This is a genomic window from Gracilibacillus sp. YIM 98692 (assembly GCF_010993965.1).
Taxonomy (GTDB): domain Bacteria; phylum Bacillota; class Bacilli; order Bacillales; family Amphibacillaceae; genus Gracilibacillus.
The window spans coordinates 59,173-65,303 of record NZ_WIXM01000018.1; the positions used below are offsets into that span (position 1 = coordinate 59,173).

General features: G+C 37.6%; 5 protein-coding genes. 2 read left to right on the forward strand and 3 right to left on the reverse strand.

Features of this window, described 5'->3' with window-relative positions; translation table 11 throughout:
* The first annotated feature begins 106 nt into the window (after positions 1-106).
* Positions 107-1,009 carry a glutamate biosynthesis transcriptional regulator GltC gene (gene gltC, locus GHD00_RS14295; protein ID WP_163538835.1) on the forward strand — a complete coding sequence of 301 codons (903 nt, stop codon included), beginning with the start codon at positions 107-109 and terminating at the stop codon, positions 1,007-1,009.
* A 450-nt stretch (positions 1,010-1,459) separates the two neighbouring features.
* Here gltC and GHD00_RS14300 read toward each other — a convergent pair whose 3' ends face one another.
* The 3 genes from GHD00_RS14300 to GHD00_RS14310 all read right to left on the reverse strand — a co-directional run bounded on the left by GHD00_RS14300 (position 1,460) and on the right by GHD00_RS14310 (position 4,458).
* Complete coding sequence (locus tag GHD00_RS14300) at positions 1,460-2,449, reverse strand: FecCD family ABC transporter permease (RefSeq protein ID WP_163538836.1); 990 nt, start codon at positions 2,447-2,449, stop codon at positions 1,460-1,462.
* On the reverse strand, positions 2,446-3,456 hold the full coding sequence (locus tag GHD00_RS14305; RefSeq protein ID WP_163538837.1) for a FecCD family ABC transporter permease: 1,011 nt from the start codon (positions 3,454-3,456) through the stop codon (positions 2,446-2,448). The genes GHD00_RS14300 and GHD00_RS14305 overlap by 4 nt, the downstream gene beginning before the upstream one ends.
* An 84-nt stretch (positions 3,457-3,540) precedes the next feature.
* Positions 3,541-4,458: an iron-hydroxamate ABC transporter substrate-binding protein gene (locus tag GHD00_RS14310; protein WP_163538838.1), complete on the reverse strand. Its 918-nt coding sequence runs from the start codon at positions 4,456-4,458 to the stop codon at positions 3,541-3,543.
* Positions 4,459-4,616: 158 nt separating this feature from the next.
* Here GHD00_RS14310 and GHD00_RS14315 point away from each other — a divergent pair, with 158 nt between their 5' ends.
* On the forward strand, positions 4,617-5,675 hold the full coding sequence (locus GHD00_RS14315) for an NAD(P)/FAD-dependent oxidoreductase (protein ID WP_163538839.1): 1,059 nt from the start codon (positions 4,617-4,619) through the stop codon (positions 5,673-5,675).
* Positions 5,676-6,131 lie beyond the last annotated feature (456 nt).

Sequence of the window (6,131 nt, forward strand, 5' to 3'; positions counted from 1 at the left end):
ATTTTTTTTCATAATGGTTTTATTTTATAATTGAATAGATGATAGGTGAAATATCCATTTACGATAATGTTGATGCATAAAATGCATGAGATGTGGAGGGGATGTCATGGAGTTTCGGCAAATTCAATATTTTATGGAGGTTGCTAAAAGAGAGCATGTAACAAAAGCAGCACATTATTTACATGTTGCTCAATCTTCGGTCAGCAGGCAAATTTTTAATTTAGAAGATGAATTAGGTGTAAAGCTATTTATACATGAAAAAAGAAGAGTAAAATTAACTCCTATTGGCAGGGTTTTTTATGAGCGAATGAATCTGATTATGAATATGATGGATGAAGCAAAACGTGAAGTAAAGGAGTACTTAATTCCAGAAAAAGGGACGGTTCGTATTGCGTTTCCAATCAGTATGGCAGCTCATACGCTACCCTCGATTATTTATTCTTTTCGAATGTCTTATCCAAAAGCACAATTTCAAATGAGTAATGCACTTTACTATGATTTAATTGATGGGGTCGTTAGCGGGGAATTTAATCTAGCAATGATTGCGCCTATGCCAAAAAACAAAACAGATAGGAAGATAGATGGCACCGTTTTGTTCAAAGAAAAAATTGTGGCGCTTATACCAAAAAATCATCCATTAGCTAGTCGAACATCGATTCAGTTACATGATTTAAAGGCAGATCCATTCGTATTATTACCACCAGGTTTTGTATTTCGAGATCAAGTGTTAGAAGCTTGTGATAGAGCTGGATTTTCACCAAATATTGCATTTGAAGGAAAAGACATAGATGCATTAAAAGGGTTGGTATCTGCTGGTCTAGGAGTGGCTTTAATGCCAGAAATGACATTAGTAGACAATACGCCAAGGTCAACACTTATTGTACCTATTGAAAATGATTCGCTGTCACGAACTGTTGGTGTAATATATCCTAGAGAACGAAAGCTTTTACCTACTGAGGCATTATTTTATGATTTTTTAGTAAAAACATTTTCTGGTGATGAGAAATAAAAAATTCGGAGATGGTGACCACCTCCGATTCTCCATGAAACTTTTAGGATTTTGATTTTATCTTTTGTAAAAGCCCTATTTTACCGTTTCCCTTACAAGATGCACACGCCAATTCGCCTTCACCAGCACAATTTCTACATTTGTGAATCCCATAATCAATACCTTCACCGGAACAATCGGGGCAACGTACTAAACCGACACCGTCACAGCTTTTACATTTCACAATGAATTCCTCCTTCAAAGGGTTTGGAATTATGAATGATACGGCTAGAGATAGGACTTATGTGCCAAGGGTAATGTAAAACAGGGAACCTCCTCTGCATTAATTGTATATTCATTTTAATTAATGCCATTTTTCATTGTTACTATTCATTATATACCACTGACACCTAGGTTTAAGCATATTTACGCAAGATGTAAACTATTTGTAATATTTCTGCTTGGAAAAAGTCACTTTCTTAACAATAAAAAGATAAAGTACGGTGCACCAATTAGTGCAACCATAATGCCTGCTGGTATACCATCAGGATCAACAATATTTCGCCCAATGGTATCGGCTAATAGTAATAACCAACCGCCGATAAAGATGGCAATTGGAATTAACCATTGATTCTTAGGACCTACTAACGCTCTTGCTATATGCGGTGCCATTAGACCGATAAAGGAAATCCCGCCTGTCACAGCTACAGCGGATGCTGCGAGTGCTACTGCAGCAAGTAATAATAATATACGTTCTTTTTCAATAGATATTCCTAAACCTAGAGCAATTGACTCTCCTAACCCTAAAATATCTAATTGGCTGGCTTTATATAAGGTGAATGGTACTAGAATAACTAACCATGGTAGAATAGCCCATATAAACGGCCAATCGGTTCCCCACACATTACCTGCTAGCCAATTGGCAATAAAATCAACTTTAAATGGGTCCACAGATGAAAAAAGGATGATCATGACGCCAGAAAGTGCCATGGAAAATCCGACACCTGTTAAAACTAATCGAACAGGCTGTAGTCCCTGTGCCCTATCATAAGAAAATAAGTATATAAGGCTAGCTGTAATTAGTGCTCCGACGAATGCGATCAGCGGAAGCAAGTATACAAATGTGTTGTCTTTAACAGGAAAAAATAAATAAAAGACCGCTACTCCTACGCCAGCTCCAGCGTTAATACCAATAATGCCAGGATCAGCTAAGTCATTTCTTGTAATCCCTTGTAGGATGGCACCGGATAAAGCAAGTGCCATACCAGATAGTAATGTTACGATTATTCTCGGTAATCGAATAGAATATAAGACAAATGTTTCTTTAAAGGTGCCTTGTCCAAATAGAGTTGGAATTAAACGATTATAGGATAGGGACGAATCTCCTATTCCAACGCTAAGAATCAACGTAAAGACAATTAAAGAGATTAGTATGATGAATATAAATAAATGTCTCTTCATGAGATACCATTTCCTCCTTTGCGAATCAAGTAAAGGAAAAATGGTAACCCCATAATCGAAACAATGGCAGCAACAGGGGTTTCGTATGGTGCACTAATCGTTCTAGCTGCTGTATCTGCCATTAACATAAAGCTAGCACCTATAAAAACAGACATCGGCAATATGTAGCGATAATCTGTTCCGACAATGGCGCGTACAATATGTGGAATCATCAAACCAATAAAAGCCATATTCCCAACAAGAGCTACAGCTGTCCCTGCTAGAACAATGATAATTCCGAATAAAGCTATTTTGATTTTTAAGGTCTTTTGGCCTAAGCCAATAGCTACATCTTCGCTAAAAGTGAGGAGTGTTAGTTGTTTAGATAATAGTAAGGACATCACAATGCCGGCAGCCATAAACGGAACAACAATTTGAAGCTGTCCCCATGTCGTACCAATTAATCCGCCTGCTGTCCACATTGACACATCTTTCGCTACCTTAAAGTAAATTCCGAAACCTTCTGCTATTGCAGATAGGAATGCTGATATAGCAGCACCAGCTAAAACAATTCGAAAGGGGGAAAATCCTCCAGATCGCATCGATCCTATACCAACGACAAGAACAGTTCCTACTGCAGCCCCGATAATACATGCAATCATAATCCGCATATAATTTGCATCTGGTATAAATGCGATGGTAATCGCTAAGGCAAGATTTGCTCCTGCTGTTAATCCAAGCAACCCAGGATCTGCCAAAGGATTTCTCGTCAGTCCTTGCATAATCGCACCAGCTACCGTAAGCGAGGCGCCTACAAAAATAGCTCCTACTTCTCTTGGCACTCGTAGATCTCGAAGCATGATGACTTGATCATTCACAGGATTTAATCGTAACAAATGCCAAAGATCTGTGATGTTCACATTAGCAGCACCATTCCAAATCGCTGCAATAAAGATGATGACAAAGAATAGGGCCGCTATGATTAATTTTATTGTATATGGTACTGATTTCTCTTTTTCATCCAACATCATCATCTCTTCTTTTCTTTGGAAATATTTTATAAATAGAGGAAGAGGTTGACATGATTAGTAGTCAACCTCCTTTATATAGGTTTACTCTGCTAGAAATTTATCTTGGAAAAATTCTAGTTGATACTCCAGTGTGATTGGGTCATTGAAATAAAATTCTGCTGCACTTGTTTCAAAAACGCGATCATTTTGAACTGCAGGAATATTTTGATAAGTTTCCGTTTCTTTGAAGGAGTTGTCTGCTCCGTCACTGCTTAAAATGACATAATCTCCTGCATATTCTGGTATAACCTCATGAGAGATCGCTAGGTATCCTTCTTCTAACGCCATTTCTTCTACCTTTTGGGGCATTTCTAATTCCATTTCTTGATATAATATTTCTGTTCCTCGTCCCCAGTTATCGCCAAATACATATAGCTGTTTGTCAAAGCTTTCTAAAACAGAAACGGTAGTATCTTGTCCGATTTTGCTTTTAATTTCTTCTCCCGCTTCTTCAGCACGCTGTGTAAACTCATCTACCCAAGTTCTTGCTTCTTCTTCTTTATTCAGCAGCTTGCCAATTTCAATATGTTGCTCTAGATAATCTACGTTACCATATGTATAAGTAACAATAGGGGCAATTTCGCCTAGCTTATCAAGGTTATTATTAGTTGGTGCGGCAATAATTAAATCTGGGTCTAATTCAATGATTTTTTCTAAACTTTCATCGCTTACTTCCTCTGCATTTTCTACATAAGGGGCGAAATTATCGTTGTTTTTGACCCAGCTATCCGCTCCGACAATATTTACGTCTAATGCCATTACACTACCTGCGTTAAAGGAAGACAATACAACAACACGCTCTGGATTGGCAGGTACTTCAATAGGTCCATTTTCTGACTCATATGTAATAGTGGAGTCCCCTAGTTCTGCTTCTTCACTGCTTGTTTCTCCTTCTTCGTTTTCACCGCATGCACTTATTATAACAAGGAATAAAACCATCATACTCCATAATTTTTTCATTTATTTGAACTCCTTTATAACTATTTTGTTGATAATGATTATCAGTATCGATTTATTACTATATAGAGTTATATAGTATTTGTCAAGTTGCAAAAAGAAGTAAAATACTTTATATTTTCATGAAAATGATAATCGTTATCAATTTGGAGGTGGTTAATTTGGATCGTCGTGAAATATATGATGTGACTATTATTGGTGGGGGGCCAGCTGGGCTATATTCTGCTTTTTATAGTGGTTTGCGTGATTTAAAAACGAAAATAATAGAGTATCAACCAAATTTGGGTGGGAAAATAAATATCTATCAAGAAAAAATCATTTGGGATGTCGGAGGTCTGCCTCCTGTTTCTGGATCTACACTGATGAGACAAATAGTAGAGCAGGGATTAACCTTTAATCCTGCTGTTGTGTTAAACGAAAAGGTAGAGCAGATAGAACGTAATAGGGAAGGTTTTTTTCAATTGAGAACACATAATGGGGAAAATCATGTTTCGAAAACGGTAATTGTTGCAGTGGGTAGTGGTATTATCACGCCACATAAATTAAACATAGAAGGTGCTGAGAAGTTTGAGGTTCATAATTTACATTATACGGTACCATCTTTAAAGCGGTTTAAGGATAAAACGGTTGTAATATCTGGTGGTGGTAATTCTGCTATTGATTGGGCTAATGAATTGGAAACTGTAGCTAAAAAAGTTTATTTTATTTATCGTAATGAGCATTTAAAAGGACATGAGGCACAGGTGAAGCGGTTAAAGGGTAGTTCTATTGAATTATGTTTACATAATTCAATCACTTGTTTAATGGCTTTACATCAAAAAGATGTCATTGATCAGGTGGAGTTAACCAATCATCAGACGAAAGAAAAGAGATGTATAAGCACCGATGAAGTAATTATTAATCATGGCTATGAAAGGGACGCCTCTTTACTAAATAATAGTAGTGTAGATGTGCTCACAGTGGATGATTTTTACATCAAAGGAACTCCAATGAGTGAGTCATCTGTTGAGGGCCTATTTGCCGCGGGTGATATATTACACCATGATGGCAAGTTACATCTAATAGCTGGTGCCTTTCAAGATGCAGCAAATGCAGTGAATAAAATCAAAAAGTATATTCAACCAGATGCTAGTAAAACAGCTATGGTATCTTCTCATAATGAGAAATTAACAGATAAGAATAAAGAATGGAAACAGCAATGGCTAAACTCAACTGAATAAAAGGATCTTTTCGCATTCGCTGTTGTTTTACTGCACAATTGAACAAAACTTCGACATAATGAATATTCTCATCAGCAAGACTTTCTCCTTTCTTTCAGAGATGTGTGCTAGTCCAGCGCTGCGGAAAAACACTCCCTTTCCGGGGGCACGGCTTCAGCTTCCTCGGCAGAAATCCACTGCCTGCGGGATCTTCAGCTCGCGCTGTTCCCCCAGGAGTGTCGCATTTTTCCGCAGCTTCGTGTGTTTTTCTGTTCGAGTGAGAGGCACTCCATGTAACACTGATTTCAAAAGCTTTTTCTTTCAAAAATAAGAACATCATTATTAACGTAGGCAAGATACGTAGCGGAAATAACACGTGTTCGAAGACCCCACAGGATGCACCTGTGTTTTGGAGTGACCCCCATTTATTGGACACTTTTTACGCTACTTGTTCAAACTGAGCTCGATATTTGATCG